This window comes from Desulforudis sp. DRI-14 (assembly GCF_052618305.1).
Genome location: NZ_JBQXEZ010000004.1, coordinates 124,618 through 150,716, shown reverse-complemented (window position 1 = coordinate 150,716; position 26,099 = coordinate 124,618). Strand labels below are relative to the sequence as shown.

The window sequence follows — 26,099 nt, the reverse complement described above, 5'->3', positions numbered from 1 at the left end:
TCGATTCGGCCATTGGGGCAATAATTTCAACGCGCCCCAACAAGTCTATACCGTTTAAATTCGCCATCCAACCGGGAACCTTACGTTGTTGTCAGTAATGATCAACCAGTTAATTAGATCCGATAAGCCTTTAGTCGCTTGCAGTTGTCACTACACCCTGGATGGTGCTTTCATTCACAAATCTTCTTGGCACTACGGTATCATACGTTTTACAAGGGTGTCAACACTTTTTTTAAATTTAGCAGATGTTTCGCAGAGTCCGTCATGTTTTAAATCCCCCCGGCAATCTGCTCTATCCGCCTTTTAGGCCTGTTCAGGCCCGCTGCATCTGTATTCCTCTCACGCAACCGGCAAATCAGGGGGATTGCTCGGGATGCCGGGCGCCCCAGGCGCAGGGCTTTGTTATGTCTTTCACTTACGCCGCACGAGGAGAAATCCGATACATGCAGGTTTTTTGCCGTCTTGGGCGAACATAAAAGCAGATTCAAAGAATGGGGATGGGGTACCCATGCTCCCGAAGGTACTAATCATCGACGACGAAGAGGATATGTGCTGGGCGCTGGAAAAGGCCATGCAGCAGGAAGGTTACGCTGCGACCGCGGTAACCAGGGGAAAGCAGGGATTGACCGTCCTCCGCGGCGAAGGAGCGTCGATCGTCCTCCTCGACCTGCAGATGCCTGACATGAACGGCCTGGACGTTCTCCGGGAAATCCGGCTGATCAACCCGGACCTGCCCGTTATCATCATCACCGGGTACGGAACCATCGAAGTGGCGCTCGAAGCCATGCGGCGGGGAGCCACCGGCTACGTGACCAAACCGTTGGACCTGTACCAGCTTAAGCTTACCGTGCGCAAGGCTTTACAGGAAAAAGACCTCGTCAAGGAGGTCAAGTTCCTTCGCTCCGAACTCACCAAGGACCGGGAAGCAATGATCGGAGAAAGCCCCGCGATCAACGCGGTCCGGTATATGATCCAAAAAGTGGCCCCGACGGACGCCACCGTCCTGTTGACCGGCGAGAGCGGGACCGGCAAGGAAGTCGCCGCCGTAGCCATTCACAAATTAAGCCTGCGGGCCGAAGGGCCATTCGTCGCCGTAAACTGCGCGGCGCTCCCCGAGCAATTGCTGGAAACGGAACTGTTCGGGCACGAAAAAGGCGCTTTCACCGGCGCAACCGCGAGGCGGACGGGGCGCTTCGAGCTGGCCAACCACGGGACGATTTTCCTCGACGAGATCGGCGAGATGCCGCCGGGCATGCAGGCCAAACTGTTGCGCGTGCTCCAGGAAAAGGCCTTTGAACGCGTCGGCGGCACCCAGACCCTGCAGGTCGACATCAGGGTCGTCGCCGCTACAAACAAGAACCTCGAAGAAGCTGTCAAGAACGGCTCCTTCCGCGAGGACCTCTTCTACCGTCTAAACGTGATTCACATTCACATCCCCCCCTTGCGTGAACGCCGGGAGGATATCCCGCTGCTGGTAAATCACTTTCTCGGCAAGCTCTGTCCGCCCCCCGCCAACTGCCGCGTCACCGACGAGGCCCTGGAGCTGTTGTGCCGCTACGGATGGCCCGGCAACGTGCGCGAGCTCCAAAACGTCCTGGAGCGGGCGGTCATCCTCGGTGCCGCCGGGGAAATCAAACCGGAACACCTGCCGCAGGACATCCAGCGCCTCGCCGAACAGGCAAAGGAAGAAGACGTACCGGTCGCTCCCACTCTCCGTGAAGCGGAAAAAGAAATGATCATCCGGGCCTTGCGGAAATCCGGCGGCAACCGGAGCCAGGCCGCCCGGCTGCTGGGCATTGCCCGGACGACGCTGCTCTTCAGGATGAAGAAATACGGCATCAATTAAGCCGTAAGCTATAGGCTGTAAGCTAGTCTTCGTCGTCCTCGCCGGCCAATGTCTTGATAATAAACCGCTCCACGCGGTTGCGGCTGTCGATGAGCGTCCAGGTTATCGTGTCGCTGCCGACCAGGGGGATCAGCTTGGCGGGGTAATAGGCCAGTTGGTACTGGATCCTGATCTGGATGGCCTGCCGGGGACAGACCTTGGTGCAGGTCATACAGTCCCAGCAATCCCCGGGATCACGGCAGACAGCCTTGCCCGTCGCGGGATCAAGCGTCATTAAATCCCCCGGGCAAACCTGTTCGCACATCGGCTCGCTCTCACCAAGACACCCGTCGCACTTGTACGGAACAACCATGGGGGGCATGCTAACGCCTCCTTTCAGCCGGCGGCATTCGGCATTCAGATATTCTTGAAGGGGATTCGGCTACGCCGAATCCTCTTACTTATTATTCCTAACGCTGAACGCTGAGTGCTAAGTGCGAAACCACCTAACGTATAACGCTAGATGGTTTCTTTACGGCGGTCCCCGGGGACTATCTGCACATACGGTTCTTTATCCATGATCAGTTCGTCGGTAGCGGGATCGTATACCGAGGTGACGAAGCAGTCGAAGTTGACGTCGTCGACATCCGGATAATCGGTCCTGTTAACCGAACCAGGGAAGCGCGTCTCCTTGCGGTAATCGATGTGTTCGATCACCAGATGGCAGACGTCCAGCCGGTTGATAACATCCCAGGCGAGCTGCAGGTCGTGCAGGTCCTTCGCCACCAGGTACTGGAGCTGGTGGCGCCGCATATGGTTGACGTGCTTTCTGGCCAGGGCCAGGTAGGTTTCGTTAACGTAGAAAAAGCGCGAGCGCCCGCCGCAATACTCCTCCATTACGGCCTGCATCCGCCACTCCATGTCCTGCGGGACGATCCCGTTCTGCGGTTTCCCGTTGGTGAAGAAATCGCACCGGGCGTAGCGGTCCAACGGGGCGAACACCCTCTTTTCACAGGCGTCGACCAGGGCGGGGTCCAAAGTTAAAAACTCCAAGTTGCCGGTCTTGAGATACTCAACCATGCTGCGGGCGGCCAACCTCCCGCAGGCCCACGACCCGGAGATGAAACGCGACGGCGCCCCGCCCAGGGCGTCACCGGAAACGAAGAGCCGGTCCACCGTGGTCATCCGCGACGTACCGATGGTCCACGCCCCGGCGGAGCCCACATGAGCGCCGCAAATATGGGGATCGCCGGCGTCGATCTCGATCGGCTCCCGGGAAGGGTCGATATCGTGCGCGCCCCAATAAAGGACCAGGATGGGGGACATGTCCAGGTACTGCCCCTTTAACCCGGCCACCCTCGCCGGGTCGCCGCGGCGTGTATCCATGTAGATCGGACCCCGGTGCTCCTCGGTCTCCTTGCAGAAGGCCTTAACACGTATCAGTGTCGGAGCGTTATGCCCGCCTAGGCCGGCATATTCCTCACGGTCAATCATAAAGGCTTCCCCCAGAGCGTTGACCATAGGGGCGCCGACCCCGATAGCCAGCGTCCCCGTAGGCGAATAAGTGTCCTTCGTCCTTAAGGGTACGATGCGCACCTCGAACCCGGTCATCTTGGCGCCCGCCCGCTTACACATGGCGTAGCTGGCCCCGGTGTTGAACGGATAATACCAGATTCGGTGGTGGGCGTCGCCGTGGCCCCTCGGCCGCCAGAGCCCCGCAGCCCCGCCGGAACAAACGAGGATCACCTTGCCCCGGGCGATGTAGGTCTTCCCGTCACGGATGCCGAACCCTATGCAGCCTGCGGCCTTACCGTCAACGGTAATGAGATCGGTAACATAGACGCGGTTGTAAACTTCCGCTCCGGCCTCCATGGCCATGCTGGCCGTGATCGGCTTGAGCAGCGCCCCGTTGATCTCGATGTTCCACTTGCCGCGATTGAAGTAACTGCCGTCGGGTTTCTTTTTAATGGGCAGCCCCTGCTTCTCCATCAAGGCCACCGTATCGTTGACCAGCTCGGCGACGCTTAACAGGATGTCTTCCCGGATCGGCGCCCCGTGCATGTCGTAACGGGCATAGGCCACGTAGTCTTCCGGCGTGCCCTGGTTGAGATACATGTTGAGGGCGTTCATGCCTGCCGACAGGCAGCCGCTGTGCCGGATGAAAGCCTTTTCCAGGATTACGATCTTAAGCCCGGGACCGCCGGCCTGCCTGGCTTCATAGGCTGCAAGGCAACCGGCCGTTCCGCCGCCGATAATCAGCACATCGGCATCAATGTAAACCCTTTCCCTGGTCACCCGCGATCCCTCCCAAAGTCGCGGTCAGCCGGCGCTGAGAACACGCTCCCGGCCGGCGCTTGCCTTTAGCTAACAAGTATTCGTTTTGCTTCGTCCTATTCCTTCCGCCGCCAGTGCACACCAAAGGAGGAAACGGAAGGGGCAAACAGCGGCCCGGCGAGACGCCGGCCCGTTTGCCCCGCTAAACAGTTAAGGGCGCCTGGACGGCGCCCCTTCCCGATTACTTGATCTTGGCGAGGACCTTGCTGGGCGAGACGATGTTGTACTCGAAGCCTAGTTCTTTCGGCTTGCAGTCGAAGGCCACGCCCATCAACTGCGTGATGAAGAGAACGGGGATGTCGTAGTTGCGCCCCAGCACCTTGTTGATCTTACGCTGGTAAACGTCGGTGTTCATGTGACACATCGGGCACGGGGTAACCATCAGGTCCGCCCCGGCCTGGGCGGCGCATTCAAGAACACTACCCGTCAACTCGTAGATCAACTGGACATTCGTAAACTGCTGCGAGCCGCCGCAGCACCTGGCCGCCATCGGGAACGGCACCGGCGTGGCGCCGAGGGCCTCCACGATCTTGTCCAGCATCTGCGGGTACTCCACGTCGTCGAAATCCGGGCGCCGCAAGGCGCGAACGGTCTGGCAGCCGGTGTAGCAGGCTACCTTCAAGCCCGTAAGCGGCTTCACGACCCGGGCCTTGATCTTTTCCAGGCCAACGTCGTTAACGAGCACGTCGATCAGCTGGCGGACACGCAAGGTCCCGTTGTACTTCAGCCCGGCCGCGCTCAAAGCCTCGTTGATCTTGGCGGCAAACTTGGGGTCGGTCTTGAACTTCTCGTTAGCCCACGCCAAGTTCACGAAGCAGGAGCTGCAGCCGATCAGGACGTCGTGGCCCGCCGGCTCGGCAAGCGCCAGGTTGCGGGAGGCGACAGCCAGCTGCGGGAAGTCGCCGGTGATGTTGGCAACGACCGTCGCCCCACAGCAGTTCCAATCCGGAATCTCGTGGGCTTCGAGGTCCAGGGCCTTATTCACGCACTCAAAAGAAACGTGGTAGGCCTTCCCCGTCGCCTCCATTGAACATCCGGGATAGAAACTATACGGCATCTAGTGTCCCTCCTTTGCCAGCGCCTTGGCTTTGTCGTAAATCTTCTTGACCTGGCCCAGCCCCTTGACCTTCTTCGGCGGGAAGAAGGGCAGGCGCTTGTGCTTGATCATTTCCAGACCGACATCCTGCTGCTTCATGGCCTCAGGAATGGAACCCGGGCCCTGCTTCATGAAATAACCGTTGGTCATGCCAAGCTCGAATACTTTGCCGCGCTTCATCATGCTGTCGAAGAACACCTTGCTCAGCAGGAGGATCGGCGCCTTGGTTCCCTTGGCGTAGTGGTAATTCTTCAGCGCGTGCATGAAGTCGACGATGGGAATGCCGCGCGGGCAGCGCACGGTGCAGTGATAGCAGGAGGTGCACAGCCACGGGGTGTTGGCCTTCAGGACGGCATCCTTTTCGCCGGCCTGGATCATCTTGAACAACTGGCGCGGAGGATAGTCCATCATCTTACGCGCCGGGCAGGTCACGGCACACAAGCCGCACTGCATGCATTGCGTGGCGTACTCTCCGCCCTCGATCTTGCGGAGCTCGCGGGTAAAACTTGGATCATAGGACGGCTTATTTTCTGCGGACATCTTTCCTCTACCCCCTCCAGACTGGTCCGGAATTATTGCCTTGCACGGAGTGCAACCGTTCCAGAATCTTTCGAAGAACTCCCCTTTGCCGATTGAGCTCGCCGCGTGATGAATCGCCGGGGGGCGGGTGCAACCCACCCCCGGCAAAAACCACCAGTCAGCAGACTAACCTAATATTCGACAATGAGCCTAGAAGCCCTTCATCGGGTTCGGGCCGAGTTCCTCTAATCTTTCAGCGAAGTCGCTGATGATCTTCGGGATCTCCTGATAGTCCATGATGCTGACTTCGACCTGGCGGCAGCGTTCAGACTCCAGACCCAGGCGGTCAAGGGTTTCCGAAACCTTCGACAGGCGGATCTCGGCGAGCTCGCTGCCCTTGACAAAGTGGCACTGGTAGTCGTCGCCGTGCTTGCAGCCCATCAGGAGTACGCCGTCCCAGCCGCCGGACATCGAGTCGTTGATCCAGATCAGGTTTAAGGAACCAAGGCAGCGGACCGGGATAATTCTGACCCACTGGCTGTACTCCAGCCTGTTGATACCGGCCATATCCAGAGCGGGGTAGGCGTCGTTCTCGCAGGCGAAGATGAGGATTCTCGGCTTCTCCTCGTCTTCCTCGGGAACCTCGACGGCCTTAATCATACCACCGATCATGTTGACCGAGTAGTTCTTGAAGGAGATGATTCTTTCGGGGCAGGCGCCCATACAGGTACCGCACCTGCGGCAGCGGGTCGGTTCGGGCAGCGGGTTGCCCTTTTCATCCTCGTTGATAGCACCGAAGGGGCATTCCTCGGTACACCGCTTGCACTGCGTGCACCGCTGCATGAAGAACTCGGGGAAGGACAGGTCGCCCGATCTCGGGTGTACCGCAACGCCTCTTGCCGTGGACTCCACGCACTGGATGGCCTTGCAGGCCGCACCGGCGGCATCCTCAAGGGTTGAGGTGACGTGCATCGGGGCCCTGACGCTGCCGGCGGTGTAGATACCGGTCCTGCGCGTCTCGTACGGGAAGCAGATGAAGTGGGAGTCGGGGAACCCGTACTTGAGAAGCGGCAGCTCCGGACCCTGCCTGTAAGCCAGGTTGAGGATCGTCTTGCCTTCTTCCATCCCCGGCTGTTTGGTTTCGCTGTAAGACGGGACCATACCGTTGGCAAGGACGACAAGGTCTATACCCTCCATGACGACTTTATCACCCGTGACGGCTTCGGTGGCCTCGACCAGCAGCTTGCCGCCCATTTCCCCGACGCCGGCCACATCGGCCTTCAGGAAGACGGTGCCGTCGGCCTGCACCTTCTTGTAGAAATGCTCGAACTTGCCCGGGGTACGGATGTCCTTATAGAATACGTACGCCTGGGCATCGGGATTCAGTTCCTTCAGGTAGGTGGCGTGCTTGAGGGTCTCGACGCAGCAGGCAGCCGAACAGTACGGCAGGTGGTTCTCGTCGCGCGAGCCCACGCACTGGATGAAGGCCACCCTCTGAACTTCCTTGCCGTCGGACGGACGGGTGATCTTACCCTTGGCCGCGATCTCTTCAAACTGAGCGTGCGTAATGACATCGGCGTATTTACCGAAGCCGAGGTTTTCAACCTTGGCCGGATCGTACGGCGTAGCGCCGGTCGCCAGGATAATCGCGCCCACGCGCTCGGAACCGCCGCCCTTAATCGTGACATCAAATTTGCCGGGGCCGCCGGCGATCTGCTCGACCTCCGCCGAGGTGTAGACCTTGATCAGCGGGTTCTCCCCAATTTCCTTGGCAAGGGCGGGAATGGGGTTCTCCTCAAGGTCGGTATAAGGAGCCTTGGTGGGGGCGAACTTGTAGAACTTGCCAGCATAGCCGCCGAGTGTCGCTTCCTTCTCGACGATCACGGCCTGGTAACCGGCCTTGGCCACTTCCAGGGCGGCCGCCATACCGGTGAGACCGCCGCCGACAACCAGCACGGCCTTCGACGGATTTTCAACCTGGTAGGGCTCCGGGAGTTCCATAGCTTTAATCTTGGCGCCGGCCATAAGCAGATAGTCCTCGGCCATGATCTGGGTGTCCTCGTCGTTGGCCGGGTGGGACCAGACGACCTGCTCGCGCAGGTTGACTCTTTCCGCAATGACCGACGGGCCGAAGTTAAAGACATCGTAGTTGACTCGCGGGGAACAAGCAGCCACGACCACGGTGTTGATACCCTGGTCTTCGATGTCCTTCTTGATCAGGTCAACACCTTCGGCACCGCACAGGAAGCCGTGGGTCTTGCAGACGGCGGCTTTAAGGTCCCTGGTGGCGACTTTGGACAGCTTTTCCGCGTCTAAGGCCTCGCCAATACCACAGCCCGTGCAAATAAATACGCCAATCTTCTTATCCATTAGTTGCCACCCCCTACCACCTGGATAGCTTTAAGGGCCGCACCGGTAGCATCGCGCACGGTCTGGGCGACTTCCATCGGCTTCCTGACGCAGCCGGCGCCGATTACGCTGCCCTCAGACTGCACAAAGCCGTCCTGGTCACGCGACACGCCGGGGATAACGCATGCCCGGGTTGCCGGCTCCATCCCGGTGGCCAGGACCACCATGTCGACCGGCTGGAACAGGACCTTCCCGGTGCTCTGGTCTTCCACCTCAAGGACCAGCCCGCCGTTTTCACCCGCAGTGATCTCGCCGACTTTGCCCTTGACGAAGACCACGTTTTCATCCTTCTGAACCTTGGCGAACATATCTTCGTACTTGCCCATCGCCCGGATATCGATATAGAAAATGTAGATCTTGGCATCCGGGTACTGCTCGCGGACGTAACCGACCTGCTTCAGGGTCGCCAGGCAGCAGACCTGGGAACAGAAGGCCAGGTGGTTTTCATCGCGGGAGCCCGCGCACTGCACGAACGCGATTGTCTTGGGCGCACCGCCGTCGGAAGGACGCAGGATCTTACCTTCCGTGGGGCCGGTCAGGGCGGCGAGACGTTCCAGCATCACGTTGGTGATGACGTTCTGGTGGCGGCCAAAGCCGTAGTAGCTGATCTTGGCCGCGTCATAGGGCTTCCAGCCGGTAGCCCATACGATGGCGCCGACCTTCAGGTTTACGGTCTTGGCTTCCATCCCCAGATCAACCGCCTGATAAGTACAGGCCTCAACACACTTCCCGCAGCGGTCGCAGGCCGCCATGTCGATGGCGTACTTCATGGGGAAAGCAAACGTATGCGGGAGATAGATCGCCTTGGTCTTGCCCAGTCCATAGTTAAACTCGTCGGCTCTTTCCATGGAGCAGGCTTCGACACACTTGCCGCAGGCTGTACAGTTCTGGTTGACATACCGGGGGTTCAGCTTGACGGTAACGTCGAAGTCACCGGGTTTCCCCGCGACACTCTCAACCTCAGCCATGGTGAAAAACCGGACACGCGGGTTGTTCTTAATTCTCTTAAAGTTGATTTCCAGTCCGCAGTTCGGAGGGCAAATCTTGGGGAAATACTTGTTGAGCTGGGCCACCCGGCCGCCGAGATACGGGTTCTTCTCCACGATGAACACCTCGTACCCGGCTTCCGCAGCTTCAAGAGCTGAAGTCAGCCCGCTGATGCCCCCCCCAACCACCAAAATAGTTTTGTTGACCATCCTTACACCACCCATATCGTTCTGCATTTAACTCCATTGAGACGGTTTGCCACTAGATGATTAAAAAACTAGGCGGGAGGCTTAGGCCTCCCGTCTCCAGGCTGCCGTCTGACACCCTTCTACGAGTAGCTGCGATAACAAAGGCAATAGACTTATAAGTAGAAGGTAAGCGGGCGGGCGAAATCGTACGATTTCGCCCGCTACCCGCTTGGTATTTCAGCTTACAGTCTGATGATGGGCTTCTTGAAGACTTCCCAGTTGCCGGTGGCACGGTCGTACTTGCAGTTGACGAAGACTTCCCAACTGTCGTCCAAGGACGGCTTGTCAGCGCGGAAGTAGTAGCCGGGCCAACGGGTCTCTTCACGGAACAGGACGCTGCGGATGTGCGCCTCAGCCTGCCAGGTTCTGTGGATGTTCTCGTAGCAGCGCATCAGCTCGTGCAGGTCGCGGGCCGCGAGCTTCTCGGAGTCTTCCTTCAGAAGCTGTAGGTACTCAAGGCCCTTCTCAAGCAGCGCCTTGCTGGTGGTGAAGTTGGAGGTGTAACCGCCGGCGTACTCGTCCATGATCTTCTGGACACGGAACATGTACTGCTTCGGCAGGATGTAGTTCGGGTTGATCTCCGGAGTGGTGCCGTAGCCGCTGAACTCTTCGAAGAGTTTGATCGGGCGGACGATACGCTCCTTGATGGCCTCGACTTCAGCCGCGTCGACGTTCGGAAGCTCGGGGTTGTCAAGGACGTACTTGCAGATCCACTTGCCGGCGATACGGCCTTCAGCGTGGGAACCGGAAGAGAACTTGTGCGAGGAGGCGCCGGAGGCGTCACCAGCAGCGAAGAGGCCCTTCACGGTGGTCATGCAGGCGTACCCCCAGAAGTACTCAGCCGGAGCGATGTCGGGCGAACCGCTGACCCAGGCGCCGGAGGCACCGGAGTGCGAACCGATGAAGTACGGCTCGGCGGCGGCGATTTCGGACGGCTTCACTTCGGGCTCGATGTTGCAGGCGGCCCACAGGAGAGCCTGGGCGATGGTCATGTCAAGGAAGTCTTCCCAAGCTTCCGCTTCGAGCTGCTTCATCTTCTTCTTGAAGGCCTTCTCATCGCCTTCGTACTTGGCGGCCAGTCTCTGGATGGCTTCAGCGGTCTGCATGTAGATCGGGCCCTTGCCGGCCGCGACGTCGATCATGCCGAGCCAGTTACGCAGGTTGGCCGGCATCGGCTTCACGGAACCAAAGCGGCCCCACTTCTTGAGCTCTTCCGCGTTGGTCTGCATGTAGACTTCGCCGTTGGCGTTGGTGGCGGTGGACTTGAAGAGCAAGAACCAGGCGCCGACCGGGCCGTAGGCGTCCTTGAAGCGGACCGGGATGAAGCGGACTTCCTGGCAGGTCATCTCGGCGCCGGCCTTAATCGTGAAGTAGGCGCTGGAACCGGTCGAGAACGGCGGGTACCAGGAGCGGCCGAGACCTTCGCCAGTGGACCGCGGACGGAACACGCCGACCGCACCGCCCATCGCGCAGAGGACGGCCTTCGCGCGGAAGACGTAGACCTTTTCTTCACGAGTGCTGAAACCGACAGCGCCCGCGATTCTGTCGCCGTCAACAAGCGGCTCGACGACAAATACGCGCTCGTAGATGTTTTCCTTGCCAAGAGCGTTCTTCGCGGCTTCCGCAACGATGATCTTGTAGGACTCGCCGTTGATCATCAACTGCCAGCGGCCGCTCTCACGCAGGTAGGAACCGTCTTCGGCTTTCCAGATCGGGAGGCCCCATCTTTCGAACAGGTGCACGGTGGAGTCAACGTGACGGGCGATGTCGTACACGAGGTCGTCGCGGGCGATACCCATCAAGTCGTTGCGGACGTATTCAACATAGTCCATGCAGGTGTTCTGGCCCTCAGCAATGCCGAGGTACAGGTTGATGGCGGAAAGGCCCATCGCCACGGCACCGCTTCTGTCCATGGCCGCCTTGTCAACGAGGGTGACCTTGATTCCGTGCTTCTTGGCCCAGTGCGCAGCTTCGACAGCAGCGCCGCAAGCAGCCATACCACCACCGATGATAAGGACATCAGTAGTGACTTCTACAGTTTCAAAATTCGGCATTAAACTAAACCTCCTCCGTTAGTTATTTCACTTTGGGAACGTCAACGCCAGTGCCCAGGAAGTCCAGGGAAGCGGGCTCGGTATACAGGTAGGTCGGGTTGTTGATGTCGTCAACGCCGGCGCCGAAGCCGCCATCCGGAACAGCGGTGCCTTCGTCGGTGGTCCGGATCGGGAACTTGAAGCGCTTCACGTTACCGTTGCGGAACTTAACCGTCCACATAATGTCCTTGGAGCCTCTCAAGGGCACGCAGGCGGCGCCCATCGGAACGAAGTCGGCATAGCCTCTCAGGTCAATGGCCTGCTGCGGGCAAATCTTCGCACAGCACAGGCATTCCCAGCACATGTCGTATTCCTGGTTGAAGGCCTTCATTCTCTCTTTGTCCAGCTTCATCAGGTCGTTCGGGCAGATGTACATGCAAGCGGTCTTGTCCTGCCCTTTGCAGCCGTCGCACTTTTCAGCGATTACAAATGCCGGCATTTACTCGAACCTCCTAATTTAAGTTTTGTAGCTTGGAACCACAAACAAGTCTTCAGCATTCCGTTCCCGGTACCAAAAACTGGCTTCCTGAACACCACTCCCTTCGCAAAATGGGTTGTCAGTGGGTTTTGCTCCCCTCACAGAGTAAGGAGAATAACTGACAATTCTCCTCAAATCCGCAAAGACAGAACACCACTCGCCTCTGTCTTGCGGGGTTCACCGGTTGGTTGGCTATTAAACGGCAACCCAATGTGAAAAATTAAACTTGCATCGCTGGGATACCTTCGACGTGTTCATCCGTTTTTCCTGCTGAGAATCTGCACCCATTTTTTACGTTTTGCTACTGAAATCGTCGCGGTAACCTACCAATATCTGGCAGTAGGTTTTGTGAAGTTCAGCACATAAATTGTCTAAAAAAATCTCTGCCGGGCAGAGCGGTGTCCCTCGAAAAACCCAGGAACAAAGGCTTGGACGTTTGTCAACTAGAATATATCACGATTGTTTGAACGAGGCAAGTCCGAGATATGTGAAACTCTGGAATAGAATAAAGCATTTGCTCCGGCGGTTTTTCGGGCAAAGATAACCATAACAGGCCGAAGGCTGAATCCATAAATAAAGTCTATGTCCGCGGGCCCGAAGATATTACGAATGCTCCTTGTGTGCAAGCGCACATACCTATGGTATAATACGGAGGATTGGAGCCGGAGACTCCAATCCTCCGGCATTTAGCGCTTAACTGTTGGACTCCCCAGCGCTCAACCGGGAAGTTAAGTCGCAGGCAGAACTAATCTTCTTGGATCCCGAAGACAACAGTTAGCTTTGAAGGCAAGGGGTTCTTCGGGTTGGGTGCCGGGCCGTGCAGGAATGCCATCAAAAATTCTAATGGAGTTATCGGCCGGGAAGCATCCAGCAAATATTTAAACGCATTGGAGGTATAATACGTGTCGCAAATCCCCGTCTCCCCCGTCATCATAGAAAAGGCCACCGAACTGGGCAAGGCCCTGGTTGAATCCGAACAGTTCCGCCAGGTAAGGGAAAAACAGGATAAGGCTTTCAACAACATGGTGTCCCTGGAGCTCCTGCAAAAGTACGAGGCAACGAAAAAGGCCTATGCCATCAAGGCGGAGAAAGGGGAACTCACCGAGGCGGAAATAAAGGGACTGGAAGCCCTGGAGCTCGAGTTGCACAAAAACCGCCTGTGCAGGGAATTGCTCGAAGCCCGCGCCGCCTATCAGGCCATGCTGAACGAGGTTATGACGACCATCCTGAAAGTCCAGAAGGAAGCCATGGATAAGATCGAGCCATAGGGTTCGGATCTTGTCCGGATGTCAGGTATCAGTTGTAATGACATCAGTTTGTGATGCGCGCTTTGCGGCTAAGAAGTCGCAAAGCGATAAGCGCCACGAGCATCACAGCCAGGCTCCCGAGCTGCCCGACCGTCAGCCACTCAACCCCTGGCGGGGACTCACGCCAAAAGTCGATGATGAACCGGTAAGCAGCGTAAAGAAAAAGATACAGCCACATCAGGTAACCATCGAAAGGTTTGCGCTTGCGCAGGAACCACAGGGTCAGGAAGATCGCCAGTCCGAAGCCCGCCGAATACAGTTGAGTCGGATGGCGGGCGATATGGTCGAACGGAAAAGTCACTGCCCACGGCAAGTCGGTAGGACGGCCGTAACAGCAGCCGTTCAAAAAGCAGCCGATGCGTCCGAAGGGGTAACCCGCCGCCACGCCCAAAGCCAGCAAGTCACCCAGGCCGTATACCGGCAGCCTTCTCCGCCGGGCGAACCAGATAAAGACGACCAGGCAGAGCCCCAGGGCCCCATAAAAAGAAAGGCCGCCTTCCCAGACCCGCAGCACGTCCAGCGGGCTCCTAATCTCTTGCGGTTCGATCAGCAAGTAAAGGAGACGGCTGCCTGCGACACCAGCAATGATCAGGTAGATGGCGAGATCGAGCAGGGTATCGACGTTCCAGCCCAGGCGCCGGCCTTCGCGGGCGACCACCCAGGTACCCACGGCAACGCCTATGGCCAGCATCAGCCCGTAACCGTGCACGGGCAAAGGGCCGATGTAAAAAAGAATGGGTTGCATAGAATTCTCCTTATTCCGCTAATTCGTTACTTTGTCTAAAAGCGATGCTTATGCCGTCTGGACGTAGGTCGTAGGACATAGGATATAAGAAAGCTGGTTGGAATTCGGTTATAGCCGAATTCCTTCGTACTATATCCTAAGTCTTACGTCTTAAGTCTCGCGCGCACATTCATGCGCGTTGCCCGCCAGCATGTCCAGGCCGTGCGGCAGGGCCGGCAGGATGACCGCCAGGCACTCCCTTACCGCTTTCGGGCTCCCCGGCAGGTTGACGATCAAGGTGTGCTTGCGGATTCCGGCGACAGCCCTGCTCAGGTAGGCGCGCGGGGTGATCTTGGCGCTCTCGGCGCGCATGGCCTCGGGAAGCCCCGGAACAAGCCGCTCCGCAACCTCCAGGGTGGCCTCCGGCGTGTTGTCGCGCTCGCCGAAGCCCGTCCCCCCCGTGGTCAGCACCAGGTGCAGCTTCCTCCGGTCGCAGAGCTCGATCAGGGTATCCACGATCCCGTTGAAGTCGTCGCTGATCAGCCTAGTCTCGGCCACCTCCCAGCCCTGCGCCGACACCATCTCGGTCAGCACGCGCCCGCTCTCGTCAACCCTTTCCCCGCGCGCGCCCTTATCGCTGATAGTCACGATCCCTACGCTATACATCGGTTACGACCTCCACGGCGTCACCAACCTTGACCTTGCCGGGTTTGACCACCTTGATAAAAATCCCTTCACGGGGCATCACGCAGTCACCGACCTGCTGGAAGATGGCGCACCCCTTGTGGCACTGCTTGCCGATCTGCGTCACCTCGCCGACGACTTCGGAACCGATGCGCAGCCTCGTCCCCACCGGCAGCGAGAAGAGCTCCAGACCTTCAATGGTAAGGTTCTCGGCAAAGTCGCCGAAGTGGACGTCCAGCCCTTTGGCCCGCATCTTGGCGATGCTGTCGGTGGAGAGCAGGCTCACCTGGCGGTGCCACGGCCCGGCGTGGGCATCCCCCATGATCCCGTGTTCCACCTCAAGGTAGGCTTCGCCGACGTTAGTTTTCTTGAATCCCTTTGTTGCGCTGGTGCAGACAGCTACCACACGTCCGCCCATGTTTCTTCCCCCTCTCGCTGAAAGACGCCGCTTCGGCCTCCCGATTTACTGACCAGTCTTATCGCCCCGATAACCATATGTTTATCGACGGCCTTGCACATATCATACACGGTCAGGGCCGCCACGCTTACCGCCGTCAAGGCCTCCATCTCCACGCCGGTCTGACCGGCCACCCTAGCCCGCCCCTCTATCTCCAGCCGGCCCTCTTCCTCACGCGGATGAAAACTTACCTCCACCGCCGTCAGGTTGAGGGGGTGACAGAGAGGGATCAGCCGCGCCGTTTCCTTGGCAGCCATAATGCCGGCCACCCGCGCCACGGCGAGCACTTCCCCCTTGGCGATCTGGTGCCGGAGAATGCGGCGCAAGGTCTCCACGTCCATCTTCACTTCGCCGCGGGCCACCGCCTCGCGGCAGGTTGCATCCTTAGCGCTCACGTCGACCATTTTGGCCTTACCGCGCCCGTCAATATGCGTTAACTCAGCCACGCCTATTCCTCCCACATGATCCTGCCGCAGTCGCGCAGGTCGTAACCGCCCAGGCGCTCGACGGCGTCCTTGAAACCGGGATCATTGATAACAGCCACGACCCTTTGCACATAAGGTGTCTCCCAGAACTCGCGGAGGGTCAAGAGATCATAGCGTTCTTCGGCGACCGGCACAAAATCGAGCCCCAGGGACTCCGCCGCTGCCCGGATGCCCAGGCCGCAGTCCGCCGTCCCGCCGGCCACGGCTGCGGCCACAGCCATGTGGGTATATTCTTCACGGTCGTACCCGTTGACCTGCTGCGGCTTCAGTCCCACCCGCTTCAGGTGGTAGTCGGTAAGGACCCTGGTCCCGGCCCCCCTCTGCCTGTTCACGAAACGCACGTTCTCGCGCCCGAGGTCGCTGAAGTCCCGGATCTGCTTCGGGTTCCCCGGGGCTACGATAAAGCCCTGCTCGCGCCAGGCCAGGTTGACCAGGATACCGCCCCGGCCGCCCAGGAGGCGTTTGACGAAAGCGACGTTGTATTCCCCGGTTTCCTCGTCCAAAAGGTGGGTACCGGCCAGGTGCGCCTCTCCCCGCTTCAGGGCGTTGATGCCTCCCAGGCTCCCGACGTGCGCCGAAGAGAGGCTGGCCTCGGGGAACTTGATTTTGATGTGGTTGGCGATTACGTCCAGGGCGATGTCGTGGCTGCCGATAACCACCGTGGTGTTCTCTATCTCATTCGCGGGCCGGAGGAGTTCCACCTTCACCCGGCTCCCCGCCTCGTAGCCCTCGTTCAGCCGCGGGACGCGCAAAACACCGTCGGCGCGGATCAGGGTAAGGATCAGGCCCGCGCCCCGGCCCAGGGGGGTGGCCACTGTCCTCTCGCCGACCCGGCCGAGCTTGACGCGCACGAACTCCTCAACCCCCATCGGGGACACCACGCGGCGGGAGAGGACGGCGTCCACTTGGTCCCGCTCGGGGACGGCGCGTCCGAGCTTGGCGTAAATCACCGGCCTGGCGAACAACTCGAAAGTCAAGGCCGCGGAAACAGGATAGCCGGGTATCCCCAAGACGGGCTTGCCTTTGATCGCGCCGAGGATCACCGGTTTTCCGGGTTTGATCGCCACCCCGTGCACCACGACCCGGCCCAACTCGTTAATCAGCGACGCGCTGAAATCCTCGCGCCCCGCGGAAGCTCCGGCATTGATCACGACGAGGTCGCTGTCCTCCACCACTTTCTCCAAGGCCTCCCGCAGCCTCGCATAGTCGTCGGGAACGATCGGGTGCCGCCGGAAATCCGCGCCCCATTCCCGGGCCATCGCCCCGAGGACGCCGCTGTTATACTCCACGATATCCCCCGGACGCAGCTCACCGCCCGCCTCGACCACCTCGGTTCCCGTCGGGATAACCGTCAGCAGCGGGCGGGGATGGACGGCCACCTCGGTTACGCCGCCGGCGAGCAGCCCGCCTATATCGACGGGACGTATCACGTGGTTGGCCGGAATGATCATTTCGGTGGCGACGATGTCCTCCCCTATCGGCCGCACGTGTTGCCAGGGGAAAGCGGGAGCGATGATTTCCACGACGTCCTCGCCGACGTAATGGACATCCTCAATCATAATCACGGCGTCACAGTCCGGAGGGAGAGGGTCACCCGTATCGACAACGAAAGCCCGTTCCCCCACCTTCAACCGCAGCGGGGTCTGGTCGCCGGCGCCGAAAGTATCGCGGGCCCTTACGGCCAGCCCGTCCATCGCCGAGGCATTGAAATGCGGGGATGAAACCCTGGCGAAGACGGGCCGGGCGCTGACCCGCCCCACCGCGTCCCTGGTGCTCACCGCTTCCGGCTGTCCCGGCGACAGGGCCCCTTGCATATGCAGGAATTCCAGGTACTGCCGCAGGGCGTCCTCCCGGGGCGTCTCCGAAAGGTACACGTTCCTTTTCATCGATCAGTTCTCCTTATGGAGCGGTTCGGTACTGCCGCCTCCAGTGTAACCTCACGCTGTTGGCTGTTCGCTGTCAGCCAAATCCTTTCCTTAGCCTCCAACTCCAACAGCCAACATCCAACTGCTAACATCCCGTAGAAGTCATCCTGCTAAAACAGGATCACTTCCACGGGTTCGCCTTCCGCCACCCCTTCGCGGTCGAGGGGGATGCGGGCCAGGCCGTCGGCTCGCGCCATCGTGGTGATGAGGCCGGACTTGCCGAGAACCGGTTCGGCGTAGAGTTCGCCGTTCTCCCACACCAGGCGTACCCGGACGTAATCCTCCTTGCCCACCTGAGACCGCAGGGAACGCCTGATCCTGGCCCTGATCGCCGACCGTCCTGCGCGCGGGTCCAGGAGAGGGGCCACCAGCAGGCGAAAGACCACCATGGCTGAGACGGGGTGACCGGGAAGCCCGAAGACAAGTTTGCCGCCGACCACCGCGCCGATTGTAGGCTTGCCCGGCCGGACGGCGAGGCCGTGAAAAAGGACGCCCGGCTCGCCCAGCGAGTCGATGACCCTGGCGGTGATGTCGCGGGCGCCGACCGAACTGCCTCCCGAGATGACCACCAGGTCGGTTTCGGCAAGCGCGCGGCGCAATACCGCCGCCAGGCTCTCAAATTCGTCCGGCACGACCCCGAAAAGAACGGGTTCGCCGCCGCACTCCACAACCTGACCCTGGGCCGTGTACGAGTTCACGTCACGGACCTGTCCCGGTCCCGGTTTTGCCTTGACAGGCACGATCTCGTCCCCGGTCGTGATGATACCGACACGGAGACGCCTGTACACTTCCACTTCACCTATGCCGGCCGCCGCCAGGAGCCCGACATCCTGGGGGCGCAAGCGGTGACCCGCCTCGAAGAGCTGCTCGTCCCGGCGCAAATCGTCGCCCCGGCGGATGACATTCTCTCCAGGGGCCACGGGACGGACAACCCCGATCGTTCTGTCGTCGAGCGGCTCGGTATACTCCAGCATGACCACCGCATCGGCCCCGGCGGGCAGCATGCCCCCGGTGGGAACGCGAAAGGCCTCGGCGGCCCCGATTTCCCTGCTGGGGGCCTCCCCCATCAGGACATCCCCCGTCACTTCCAGGTAAGCGGGGAGACCCTCGGACGCGCCGAAGGTATCCCTGGCCCGTACGGCAAACCCGTCCATCGTGCTCCGGTCGAAACCCGGCACGTCCTCGGGAGCAAAACAGTCCCGGGCCAGCACCCTGCCCAGCGCCTGGCGAAGATCGACTTTCTCTGTCTCCAAAAGAGCCTGAAAATGCCTTCGCAGCTCGGCCAGCGCGGCTTCGACGGTCAACGCGCGAAAAAGATCCACTCCGGCAACCCTCCAGCAACGCGATTGATGTCTACGTACTTTCCTGAATCCGCCAACAGGCTAATCCTATCATAACCCATTCCCGCAGGCGTTTTCTATAAAATAGCAACCATCTATAAATCTCAATGCTAATGCCCTAATTTTCCCTTTATTGTGACGGTTTGATCACGGTTTGGTCACAAATACTATGTACGCTGGCAGTAACAGATTGAATAAACGGGAAAGGAGGTGTGAGCATGGCGAAAAAGCTTGTTGTCGCCATCCTGGCCTGCCTGCTGCTCCTTTCGGCGGGGGGCGCGGCCTGGGCGGCGGATGCGCCTTTACTGGGTCAAGACAGGTGGATCAACCTCGTGGAGGCGCTGGGCCTTACTGACCAGCAGGCCGAGAAGATGCGCCAGCTGAACGAGGATCACTTTAAAATCCAGAGCGTGAAGCGCAACCAGCTCCAGGAGCTGATGTTCCAGCTGCGCCAGCTGAGTTTCGAGCGCAATCCCGACGTGAACAAGGTCCGGGCGCTACAGAACCAAATTTTCAAACTGCGTTCGGAAATCCGGGACAACGCTTTCAAACACCGCGCCGAAATGCGCGGCATCTTGACCCCCGACCAGCAGGTCAAATGGGATTCCCTGCGGGGACAGCAGATGAACCGGGGACAATGGCGCTTCGCGCCAAGCGTTCAGCAGTAAGCATTAAGCTAGGGGATTACCAATGGAAGGATTCGGTGACGCCGAATCCTTCCAAGTCTCCCGTGCTTAGCGCTTTGTGATTTGTTTCAACCCATGGCTTGTTCTATACTGGAGGCAGCGGACAGGCTGCTGATATTCCTCGGTTGACTTGTTAACTTAATGTTGACTTAATAATGAGGTGAATCTCCATTGGCGCGGGACAGCATTCTCCTGGTCGACGATGAAAAGCCCATTCACGAACTCGTCCGGGTCTACCTGGAAAAAGAGGGTTATCACATGAGCGGCGCTTTTGACGGCGAGGAAGCCCTGGAAAAAGTGGAGCTGCTCAACCCGGCCCTGGTCGTCCTCGACATTATGCTCCCCAAGCTCGACGGCTGGGCGGTACTGCGCTCCATAAGGGAACAGGGAAACACCGTTCCGGTGATCATGCTTTCGGCCAAGGGCGAGGAGTACGACAGGGTGCTGGGCCTTGAGCTGGGCGCCGACGACTACGTCGCCAAGCCGTTCAGCCCGCGTGAACTTGTGGCCAGGATCAAAGCCGTGCTGCGCCGCGCAGGAATTAGAGAAGAATCGCGCACCCTCACGTTCCCCGGCCTCGAGATCGACGACGCCACCCACCGCGTTACCGTTTACGGCAGCGAAGTGAGCCTCTCCCCGAAGGAGTTTGAACTATTGCGCTTTCTCGCCGGCAAACCGGGCCGGCTCTATACCCGCGACCAGCTTCTCGCCGGCGTCTGGGGATACGACTATTTCGGCGACCCGCGGACCGTGGACACCCATATCAAGCGTATCAGGGAAAAGCTCAGAAACCCGCAGGGCACCAACTATATAAGAACGGTCTGGGGACTGGGCTATAAATTCGAGGTGACGGAATAATGGGGCGCACTCTGCTGCAAAGGCTGCTCCTCACGTACCTGGCCGTCATCCTGGCTACCCTGCTGGCCGTTCATCTGACCACGGCCTACCTGTTCAACAACTATTATCTCTCCGTCAAGGAGAAGGATTTAATAAGGAAGGGCGAGGAAATCGCCCGGCTGGCCGAGCCTTTTTTGAGCAGCCGCTCCGAGGTCCTGCTCCCCTTCGCCAGCCTGGCGACGATGGTGGACGCGCAGGTCGTCATCCTCGACCGCCAGGGGTTGATCCTGCAACTCAGCCCGGGAGCCGGCGGCGGGCGGATGTACGGGGGTTTCGGTCACCGGTCGGAAAGGCTTTTCCCTGAACTTGAAAGGGTATTAAACGCCGAAGTGGCGACCAGTTGCGGCTTCAATCCCCGCCTCAACCAGACCGTGCTCTCGGTCGCCGTCCCCGTCGTGCACGGGTCGGAAACGGTCGGTGCGGTTGTTCTCTATACGCCCGTCGCCGACCTGGCCCCCGTTACCTCCGCGGTACGCAAGGTATCGTTCCAGGCCGCGCTTGTCGCCGTGTGCCTGGCCGTCTTCCTGGGGCTTTTTCTATCGCGCTCCCTGTCGCGCCCGCTGAAAGAGATGAGCCGCGCTTCCCTGGCCATGGCCGCCGGCGATTTCAGCCAGCGGGTGTCGGTAAAAGGTCCTGAAGAAATTGTCCGGCTGGCGGCTAACATTAACGACCTGGCGGCCAATCTCGACCGGAACGTCAATGCCCTCGCCGAAGAAAAAGAAAAAATAGCCCAGATACTCACCAACATGACCGAGGCGGTCATTGCCGTGGATGCCGGGGGGGCCGTAATGATGGTCAACGCCCGCGCCGAAGAACAGGCCCGGCTCCAAAACGCCGAAGGCTCCACCGTCATCGACGCCTTTCCGGGACTCGACGGCGTCTTCCGGGATGTCCTGGAAACCAGAACGAACCTGCGCCGCGAGGTTACCAGTACCGACGGGCAAAAGGTGTACGCCGCCAGCGCCTCCCCGATCCTCGCTCAGGGCGGCGCCCTGGCCGGGGCGGTTGCGGTCCTCCAAGACATCACCGAATTCCTGCGCCTGGAACAAATGCGGCGCGACTTCGTCGCCAACGTCTCGCACGAGCTGCGGACGCCGCTGACAAGCATCCAGGGGGCTGTCGAAGCGGTGCGCGAGGGCGTCGTGGCCGGGCCCGAGCAGGACCGGTACCTCGAAATGGCCCATACCGAGACCCTGCGCTTGAAGCGATTGATCCAGGATCTCCTGGATCTCTCCATCATCGAATCCGGAAAACGGGGCTGGGAGCTTCATGCCATCGACCTGTCCAACCTAATCTCCCGGGTGGTCTTTAAAATGGACAACAGCGCCGGTCCGAAGAACATTTCCTTTGTGACGGACGTGCCCGCGGACGCCCCGCCGGCTCTGGGGAATGAGGACCGCATCGAACAGGTCGTGACCAACCTGGTGAGCAACGCCGTGCGTTACTCGCCGGAGCGCGGGAAAATAGAAATAGCGGTCCGGCCTGAAGGGCGCCGGGTCGTGGTCAGCGTAAGCGATGAGGGGCCGGGCATTCCGGAGGCGGACCTGCCTTACATATGGGACCGGTTCCACCGTGTGGAAAAGTCCCGCAGCCGGGACGAAGGAGGCACGGGACTGGGATTGGCGATCGCCAAGCAAATCGTGGAGGTCCACGGCGGAGAGGTCTGGGTTGACAGTGTTCCCGGCAAGGGCTCGGTGTTCAGCTTTTCTTTGCCCATCGCAGAAGAGAGTCCCCCGCCCACCCTATAACCTACACCCAATATTACCTGCGTACGGAGATTCTTCCAGGATTCGAAGGGAAGATGCCCCCGTGAAAACCGCGGGCGTCCATAACGTTATAAAAGATATCGACACCTGTATCGTCAAGGATCTTCAGGGCCCGCTGGAGGTCTTTGCGCTTAAGGAAGACAAAGAGTACGGGGCGCGGTCCCCGGCTGCCCTCGCCCGTTACGGTGGTCACCCCGAACCCGGCGTTGCGCAAGGCATCGACCAGTTCACAGGCGCAGCGCATGGGAGGGAAGATCTGCATGGAGAGAAACCCCATGGCCATTCTCTCCTCGATCAGGCTGCCCAGGAAGTTGCCGGTGGCGAAGCCGGCCGCGTAGGCGATGATCTTGCCGGGGTCGGTCAGGCCGTTTTGCAGCACAAAGTTGAGCATCACGATGAAAATGCTGACCTCGAGAAAACCGACCAACGTAGCCAGAAGCCTCCGTCCCCTGGTCAGCAGCAGGACGCGGATCACGTCCAGGGACACATCGGTGACGCGGGCCAGGAAAATGAACAGGTAACCCAGTAACAGCTCCATTCCGCAGTTTCACCCTCTCCCTGTCCCAGTATCTCTCTTCGAGCCGGCGGAGTCAAGTGAGGCACAAAACAGGCTCTATCCCAGCGGGATGTCGAGCAAGGGATACCTCGCCCAATCCGCGGCGTCAAAATGCCACCATTCCTTTTCGAGAGGAAGAAAGCCCTGTTCGGTCATCGCCCGCGTCAGGACGTCCAGGTTTCTCCGGGCTTTTGGCGTCGTTGGACTGCTGCGGCAGGCGTTGAAGCTGAAATCGTCGAATGCGGTGGGCATCTCCACCTCGCCGCCGTTAAGGGTAACGAGGGTACAATCCACCGCCGCCGCCCTGCTGTGCTTTGAACCGATACCCGGGTCAGCCAGGAAGCTTTTGTCCCTGGCCGCCTCCCACAAACGCCAGTGGGCCGACACCGGCCGGTAGGCGTCATAGACCTTCAGCCGGAACCCCTTTCGGCGCAGGGCTTTATTTACCAGCACCAGCCGCTCAGCCACGTCCCTGGCCAGGTAGGCGCGTGCCTCCGGGTAGATCTTCCGCCCGGTGAAATTATTCGTTGTCGCGTAGCGGATGTCCAGAACGATACTGGGGTCGAGCCGGGCGAGGTCCGCAAGCGGGAATGCCATCTTGGACGTATATGGTTGGAGAACCGGGCTCGTCCAGGTATAGACGTGTGCGGCGCGAAGGCGGGTCTCGGGGTGCAACTCCATCATCAGGGGCTTGCGGCCCTGCACCGCCTTCATCATTTCGCTGATGGAGAGACCGGCGGCGGGGTCGGCCGGCGCCTCGAGCCAGACCGCCCTGCCCACCGTTCCCGCAGTCCAGAAAGGCCAGCCGTCCAACCCCTGTTTGTCGCCGGCGAAAAAGGCGCACAACAGCCCCCTTTCTTTCCCTTTGACCCCATCGAGTTCGACGGCGCCGAAAAGAAGGACCGCTCCCGGAAGCCTGCTGCTGGCCCACCGGCGAAGGTAATCCAGGGGCACCGGCGGGCCGTCCGGCAGGCGAAAGACCCCGGCGGGGGGATGGACCCCGGCCAGTCCCGCGCCGTGGTCGGCGTCGATAAGAAAGGTCGTTTCGGCGTTCTTCCCCTGCCCGGCTGCCAACAGAAAGGCGCACCCGTTTACAACGGCGGCCGGGTGTAGCTTCTCCCCCCCCGGGTTGGGCGGCCGAGCCCACTCCCAACCACAAAGGGCGTACGTCCCGCTGGGGAAGGCCCTTCCCGAGGCAGTCAAAAACAGACAGGGGTGCCTGTCTCGAACTGAACAGCGTTTCCCGGACCGGCCGGGAGGCCTCCCTTGTCGGAAAGAGCAAGAGCAGCACGATCAGGACGGCGGCAGCCGCTCCCAGGCGCCGGACGGGGCTTCCCCTCATTCGCCCCATTTCCTCCACCCCCTGGAAATAGATCGGCAGCAAGAGGCCGAGCGTTAAACCTTAATGTTAGATCTTACTTTGGACGGTCGTTAAAAATACGGCTGCGCCAGATTCTGTTTTACAGGGCCTTCCTGGGGGAAAGAATATGGCTAGCGTCAGAGGGAGGTATCCGATTGCCGGTCATCCGCACCGAAAATCTTACCAAGCGTTACGGCCCGGTCACGGCCATCACCGACATCAACCTCGCGGTCAGCGACGCCTCGATCTACGGTTTCCTGGGAGCCAACGGTTCCGGCAAAACGACCACGATCCGCTCCCTTCTGGGACTTATCAGGCCGACCGGCGGCCAGGCCTACCTTTTCGAGCACCCGGTCGGGCAAAACGGCAAAGAGCTCCGGCGACGCATCGGTTACCTGCCCGGGGAACTCCGCTTCTATGAAGACATGAGCGGGGAGGAAACCCTGCGCTTCCTGGGGCGCTTTTACGGGCGCGACTTTGCCCGCCGGCGGCGGCAAATCGCCGAAAGGCTGGAGCTTTCCAGGAGCGCGCTGTGGCTTCCCGTCCGTAAGTATTCCCGGGGGATGAAACAGAAACTGGGCATCATCCAGGCCTTGCAGCACGACCCTGAACTGCTGATCCTCGACGAGCCCACCGAGGGTTTGGACCCGCTCATGCAAAGGGCCTTTTACGATTTGATCCGCGAGGCGAAGCACGAGGGAAAGACGATCTTTATGTCGTCCCATAACCTGTCGGAGGTCGAAAAGGTCTGTGAGAGGGTGGGCATCGTCCGCCAGGGACGCCTTGTGGCCGACGAAAGCATAGAAACGCTGCGGGAGAAGCGCCTGCATATCGTCGAAGCCACGCTCGACCAGCCTGCCCCGGCGGAGCTTTTCCGCCTGCCCGATGTCGAAGTCAGGCAGTTGGACCAGCGCCGGGTGGAACTCAAGGTCCGCGGCGTCCTCGACCCCCTGTTGAGGCGTCTCGCCGGCCTGACCATCAGGGACCTGGTCGTTCAGCGCGCTTCTCTTGAAGACGTGTTCATGGAGTTTTACCGTAAAGGAGACAACAAGGTCAAGTGAGTACAACCCTGATGGCGGTCATCGCGTGGCGGAGGAAAACGACCCTGGTGGTCTATACCCTGGCCATGGCCGGCTTCATGTACCTGATCGCAGCGGTATATCCTTCCCTGCGCCAGGTGGGCGTCGATTTCATGCAGGCGCTCCCGGAAAGCATCCGCAGCCTCATGGGGGGACGGGAGCTGGCCCTGACCAGCGTTCCCGGGTTCCTGGCCGTGGGCTACAACCACCCGCTGGTTTTGGTGCTCTTCAGCGCCTTCGTCATCTCTTCGGCCACGCAGGCCGCGGCGGGGGAGATCGACCGGCGGACGGTCGACCTCATCCTGAGCCGGCCCGTGACCCGCTTCCAGGTGCTCGGTTCGCACGTGCTCTTCGCCCTTCTCGGCCTGGCGATCCTTTCCACCGCCGTCTGGAGCGGCACGGCCATCGGCGTACGGATGGGTTTCCTGACACCGGCCCCCGACCTGCAAAGCCTGACGCTTATTTCCGTGAACCTTTTCGCCCTCTTTTTTGCCGTCGCCGGGTACTCCTTCCTGTTTTCGTCCCTGACCAGCGAGACCGGACGCAGCAATGCCTTGGCGGGAAGCCTGACCGCCGTCTTCTTCTTCATGAAGTTCATCGGCGACCTCTGGGACAGGGCCTCCTTCCTCAAAACGTTCTCCATCTTCCAGTACTACGACCCCGCAGGCGTTCTCCTCAAGGCGGATCATTTTACGCGCGACCTGGTCGTCCTATTCGTCATCGGCGCCGTCACCCTGGCCGGCGCCTTCGTCGTCTTCCAGGAACGGGACGTGTAACAAGGGCGCTGAACGTTGGCATTGAGCGCGGCGGGCGGAGCCTGCCTTTATGGATATACATAAGCATC

General features: G+C 59.9%; 23 protein-coding genes. 7 read left to right on the top strand and 16 right to left on the bottom strand.

What is annotated here, in order from left to right:
* Positions 1-508 precede the first annotated feature (508 nt).
* Positions 509-1,846 (top strand): sigma-54-dependent transcriptional regulator, encoded by a 1,338-nt coding sequence (locus ACUM6F_RS04730; RefSeq protein WP_445348526.1) that lies wholly within the window; start codon positions 509-511, stop codon positions 1,844-1,846.
* A 22-nt stretch (positions 1,847-1,868) separates the two neighbouring features.
* Here the strand turns inward: ACUM6F_RS04730 and ACUM6F_RS04725 are convergent, their stop codons facing one another.
* From ACUM6F_RS04725 to aprB, 8 genes are all read right to left on the bottom strand, one after another.
* Positions 1,869-2,207, bottom strand: coding sequence for a 4Fe-4S dicluster domain-containing protein (locus tag ACUM6F_RS04725; protein WP_425621161.1), 339 nt, complete (start codon positions 2,205-2,207; stop codon positions 1,869-1,871).
* 137 nt (positions 2,208-2,344) lie between these two features.
* The gene (locus tag ACUM6F_RS04720) at positions 2,345-4,120 is read right to left on the bottom strand and encodes an adenylyl-sulfate reductase subunit alpha (protein WP_445348525.1); all 1,776 of its coding nucleotides are present in this window, start codon (positions 4,118-4,120) and stop codon (positions 2,345-2,347) included.
* Between the two features lie 220 nt (positions 4,121-4,340).
* Positions 4,341-5,216: a CoB--CoM heterodisulfide reductase iron-sulfur subunit B family protein gene (locus ACUM6F_RS04715; protein ID WP_425621159.1), complete on the bottom strand. Its 876-nt coding sequence runs from the start codon at positions 5,214-5,216 to the stop codon at positions 4,341-4,343.
* Positions 5,217-5,795, bottom strand: a complete 579-nt coding sequence (locus ACUM6F_RS04710; protein WP_425621158.1) for a 4Fe-4S dicluster domain-containing protein — start codon at positions 5,793-5,795, stop codon at positions 5,217-5,219.
* A gap of 189 nt (positions 5,796-5,984) precedes the next feature.
* Positions 5,985-8,144, bottom strand: coding sequence for a hydrogenase iron-sulfur subunit (locus ACUM6F_RS04705; RefSeq protein ID WP_445348524.1), 2,160 nt, complete (start codon positions 8,142-8,144; stop codon positions 5,985-5,987).
* Positions 8,144-9,379, bottom strand: coding sequence for an FAD-dependent oxidoreductase (locus ACUM6F_RS04700; RefSeq protein WP_445348523.1), 1,236 nt, complete (start codon positions 9,377-9,379; stop codon positions 8,144-8,146). The genes ACUM6F_RS04705 and ACUM6F_RS04700 overlap by 1 nt, the downstream gene beginning before the upstream one ends.
* A 221-nt stretch (positions 9,380-9,600) precedes the next feature.
* A complete protein-coding gene (gene aprA, locus ACUM6F_RS04695; protein WP_425621155.1) occupies positions 9,601-11,472 on the bottom strand; it encodes an adenylyl-sulfate reductase subunit alpha in 1,872 nt (623 codons plus the stop codon).
* 22 nt (positions 11,473-11,494) lie between these two features.
* Complete coding sequence (gene aprB, locus ACUM6F_RS04690; RefSeq protein ID WP_425621154.1) at positions 11,495-11,950, bottom strand: adenylyl-sulfate reductase subunit beta; 456 nt, start codon at positions 11,948-11,950, stop codon at positions 11,495-11,497.
* 941 nt (positions 11,951-12,891) lie between these two features.
* On the opposite strand from aprB, the gene ACUM6F_RS04685 reads away from it, so the two are divergent.
* Positions 12,892-13,257: a YlbF family regulator gene (locus tag ACUM6F_RS04685; RefSeq protein ID WP_425621153.1), complete on the top strand. Its 366-nt coding sequence runs from the start codon at positions 12,892-12,894 to the stop codon at positions 13,255-13,257.
* A gap of 43 nt (positions 13,258-13,300) precedes the next feature.
* On the opposite strand, the gene lgt is transcribed toward ACUM6F_RS04685, so the two are convergent.
* The 6 genes from lgt to ACUM6F_RS04655 form a co-directional block, all read right to left on the bottom strand.
* The gene (lgt, locus tag ACUM6F_RS04680) at positions 13,301-14,041 is read right to left on the bottom strand and encodes a prolipoprotein diacylglyceryl transferase (RefSeq protein WP_425621152.1); all 741 of its coding nucleotides are present in this window, start codon (positions 14,039-14,041) and stop codon (positions 13,301-13,303) included.
* Between the two features lie 150 nt (positions 14,042-14,191).
* Positions 14,192-14,686: a MogA/MoaB family molybdenum cofactor biosynthesis protein gene (locus tag ACUM6F_RS04675; RefSeq protein ID WP_425621151.1), complete on the bottom strand. Its 495-nt coding sequence runs from the start codon at positions 14,684-14,686 to the stop codon at positions 14,192-14,194.
* Positions 14,679-15,122, bottom strand: coding sequence for an MOSC domain-containing protein (locus ACUM6F_RS04670; protein WP_445348522.1), 444 nt, complete (start codon positions 15,120-15,122; stop codon positions 14,679-14,681). Before ACUM6F_RS04670 ends, ACUM6F_RS04675 begins: the two co-directional genes overlap by 8 nt.
* Positions 15,104-15,565, bottom strand: a complete 462-nt coding sequence (moaC, locus tag ACUM6F_RS04665; RefSeq protein WP_426377477.1) for a cyclic pyranopterin monophosphate synthase MoaC — start codon at positions 15,563-15,565, stop codon at positions 15,104-15,106. The genes ACUM6F_RS04670 and moaC overlap by 19 nt, the downstream gene beginning before the upstream one ends.
* Before the next feature lie 44 nt (positions 15,566-15,609).
* Positions 15,610-17,532, bottom strand: a complete 1,923-nt coding sequence (locus ACUM6F_RS04660; protein ID WP_445348521.1) for a molybdopterin biosynthesis protein — start codon at positions 17,530-17,532, stop codon at positions 15,610-15,612.
* Between the two features lie 149 nt (positions 17,533-17,681).
* On the bottom strand, positions 17,682-18,893 hold the full coding sequence (locus tag ACUM6F_RS04655) for a molybdopterin molybdotransferase MoeA (protein WP_445348520.1): 1,212 nt from the start codon (positions 18,891-18,893) through the stop codon (positions 17,682-17,684).
* A 236-nt stretch (positions 18,894-19,129) separates the two neighbouring features.
* On the opposite strand from ACUM6F_RS04655, the gene ACUM6F_RS04650 reads away from it, so the two are divergent.
* The 3 genes from ACUM6F_RS04650 to ACUM6F_RS04640 all read left to right on the top strand — a co-directional run bounded on the left by ACUM6F_RS04650 (position 19,130) and on the right by ACUM6F_RS04640 (position 22,242).
* Positions 19,130-19,579: a Spy/CpxP family protein refolding chaperone gene (locus tag ACUM6F_RS04650; protein ID WP_425621146.1), complete on the top strand. Its 450-nt coding sequence runs from the start codon at positions 19,130-19,132 to the stop codon at positions 19,577-19,579.
* Between the two features lie 189 nt (positions 19,580-19,768).
* Positions 19,769-20,455: a response regulator transcription factor gene (locus tag ACUM6F_RS04645; protein ID WP_425621145.1), complete on the top strand. Its 687-nt coding sequence runs from the start codon at positions 19,769-19,771 to the stop codon at positions 20,453-20,455.
* Positions 20,455-22,242, top strand: coding sequence for an ATP-binding protein (locus ACUM6F_RS04640; RefSeq protein WP_425621144.1), 1,788 nt, complete (start codon positions 20,455-20,457; stop codon positions 22,240-22,242). The genes ACUM6F_RS04645 and ACUM6F_RS04640 overlap by 1 nt, the downstream gene beginning before the upstream one ends.
* A gap of 13 nt (positions 22,243-22,255) precedes the next feature.
* On the opposite strand, the gene ACUM6F_RS04635 is transcribed toward ACUM6F_RS04640, so the two are convergent.
* The gene (locus ACUM6F_RS04635; RefSeq protein WP_425621143.1) at positions 22,256-22,798 is read right to left on the bottom strand and encodes a DUF2179 domain-containing protein; all 543 of its coding nucleotides are present in this window, start codon (positions 22,796-22,798) and stop codon (positions 22,256-22,258) included.
* A 75-nt stretch (positions 22,799-22,873) separates the two neighbouring features.
* A complete protein-coding gene (locus ACUM6F_RS04630; RefSeq protein WP_445348519.1) occupies positions 22,874-23,890 on the bottom strand; it encodes a M15 family metallopeptidase in 1,017 nt (338 codons plus the stop codon).
* Between the two features lie 441 nt (positions 23,891-24,331).
* On the opposite strand from ACUM6F_RS04630, the gene ACUM6F_RS04625 reads away from it, so the two are divergent.
* Positions 24,332-25,237 carry an ATP-binding cassette domain-containing protein gene (locus tag ACUM6F_RS04625; RefSeq protein WP_445348518.1) on the top strand — a complete coding sequence of 302 codons (906 nt, stop codon included), beginning with the start codon at positions 24,332-24,334 and terminating at the stop codon, positions 25,235-25,237.
* Positions 25,234-26,031, top strand: a complete 798-nt coding sequence (locus ACUM6F_RS04620; RefSeq protein ID WP_425621140.1) for an ABC transporter permease subunit — start codon at positions 25,234-25,236, stop codon at positions 26,029-26,031. The genes ACUM6F_RS04625 and ACUM6F_RS04620 overlap by 4 nt, the downstream gene beginning before the upstream one ends.
* Positions 26,032-26,099: the final 68 nt, after the last annotated feature.